This is a genomic window from Acinetobacter sp. ANC 4636, assembly GCF_054454555.1.
The window spans coordinates 1-2211 of sequence record NZ_JBTKVD010000037.1 but is presented as its reverse complement, the minus strand read 5'-3'; the positions used below and the strand labels follow the sequence as shown (position 1 = coordinate 2211).

The 2211-nt window shown below is 48.0% G+C and carries 3 protein-coding genes; all 3 read left to right on the top strand.

Annotated elements, in window-relative coordinates; genetic code table 11:
* Nucleotides 1-255, top strand: a 255-nt coding sequence (locus tag ACX1N5_RS15645) for a 3-oxoacid CoA-transferase subunit A (RefSeq protein WP_458803550.1), incomplete at its 5' end; no start/stop codon positions are given.
* Nucleotides 256-265: 10 nt separating this feature from the next.
* Nucleotides 266-916 (top strand): 3-oxoacid CoA-transferase subunit B, encoded by a 651-nt coding sequence (locus tag ACX1N5_RS15640; protein WP_458803551.1) that lies wholly within the window; start codon nucleotides 266-268, stop codon nucleotides 914-916.
* Nucleotides 917-1159: 243 nt separating this feature from the next.
* The coding region (gene pcaF / locus ACX1N5_RS15635) for a 3-oxoadipyl-CoA thiolase (RefSeq protein ID WP_458803553.1) at nucleotides 1160-2211 on the top strand (1052 nt) is incomplete at its 3' end.

The following is a 2211-nucleotide window of genomic DNA, read 5'->3' as shown; positions in this document are numbered from 1 at the left end:
GTGCTGGAATATCCGATCCATGCCGATTTCGCCTTGATCAAGGCACAGCAGGGCGACCGCTGGGGCAATCTGGTGTATCGCAAATCCGCACGTAACTTTGGCCCAATCATGGCCATGGCAGCGAAAGTCACCATTGCACAAGTTTCTGAAGTGGTTGAACTGGGCGAGTTAGATCCTGAGCACATCATTACCCCAGGTATCTTTGTGCAGCATGTGGTTCAGGTTGAATCTGCTTCACCATTGGCAACCGCATAAGGAGACTGACATGAGCTATAAAAAACTAACCCGTGACCAAATCGCTGAACGTGTCGCTCAAGACATTCCTGATGGGGCTTATGTGAATCTTGGCATTGGTTTACCAACCAAGATCGCCAGCTACCTGCCTGCGGATAAAGACGTTTTCCTTCATTCTGAAAATGGCTTGTTGGCCTTTGGCCCACCACCAGCAGAAGGTGAAGAAGATCCTGAACTGATCAATGCTGGTAAAGAATTCGTAACCATGTTGAAAGGCGGCGCATTTTTCCATCATGGGGATTCGTTTGCCATGATGCGTGGTGGTCACCTTGATATTGCAGTTCTTGGTGCATTCCAGATTGCAGCCAATGGTGATTTGGCCAACTGGCATACTGGTGCACCGAATGCCATTCCTGCGGTTGGCGGGGCAATGGACTTGGCTGTTGGTGCCAAGAAAGTCTTTATCACCACGGATCATGTCACCAAACAGGGTGAACCAAAAATCGTGGCGGAACTGACTTATCCTGCGACAGGTCTGAAATGTGTAGACCGTATCTATACTGACCTGTGTGTGATTGATGTCACACCTGAAGGTTTGAAAGTGCTGGAGAAAGTCGAAGGCTTAAGCTTTGATGAGCTACAGGCAATGACTGGTGCAACACTGATTGATGCAACAGCTTAAAAGTAAACAACTTTTAAACCATTGGTCTGTTTTTAATCATGAAACTTGTTATGCAGTCAGGCGACATGGATGTCGCCTTGTTGGACTGCGGTACACGGATGTACTGTCAGTCCAACAGGAGATTTTTGTTACTTTTCATCTTTGAAAAGTAAAGTAGCAGAAAGATGAATCTCATTCGACTCACCGATAAATAGCAGCCATGAAATCCACAAGATCTAAAGAATTTGAAGGACAAAAGTTAAAATGAAAAATGCTTATATTGTCGATGCCATCCGTACTCCGTTTGGCCGTTATGCTGGTGGGTTAGCCGCAGTTCGTGCCGATGACTTAGGGGCTTTACCAATTAAAGCCCTGATGCAACGTAACCCAAGCGTGGACTGGCAACAGGTCGATGACGTGATCTATGGCTGTGCCAACCAAGCAGGTGAAGACAACCGTAATGTCGGACGCATGTCATCTTTACTTGCAGGCTTACCGTACCAAGTGCCAGCCACTACGATTAACCGTTTATGCGGTTCATCACTGGATGCAATTGCCATGGCTGCACGCACCATTAAAGCCGGTGAAGCAGACCTGATCATCGCGGGTGGCGTAGAGAGCATGAGTCGTGCGCCATTTGTGATGGGCAAAGCCGAAACCGCTTACGGTCGTACTCAGAAAATTGAAGACACCACTATGGGCTGGCGTTTTATCAATCCGAAACTCAAAGAAATGTATGGCGTGGACACCATGCCACAAACCGCGGAAAACGTCGCAGCACAGTTCCACATTAGCCGTGAAGATCAGGACAAGTTTGCTTTAACCAGCCAGCAACGTACTGCAGCTGCACAAGCCAAAGGCTACTTTGCCAACGAAATCGTCCCTGTGACGATTCCACAGCGCAAAGGTGATCCGATTGTCGTTGATACCGATGAGCATCCACGTGCAACCACATTGGAAACCTTAATCAAACTCAAACCTGTAGTGAAAGCTGAAGGTACGGTGACTGCGGGTAATGCTTCAGGCATTAATGATGGTGCAGCAGCACTGCTGATTGCTTCAGATGAAGCCATCACAAAATATGAACTGAAAGCACGCGCCAAGATTATTGCAGCCACAACTGTGGGTGTTGAACCACGCATCATGGGCTTTGCTCCAGCACCTGCGATCAAGAAATTACTGAAACAGGCCAACCTGACTTTGGCACAGATGGATGTGATTGAATTGAATGAAGCCTTTGCGGCACAGGCTTTGGCATGTACCCGTGATTTGGGTTTGGCGGACGATGATGCCCGTGTCAATCCAAACGGTGGTGC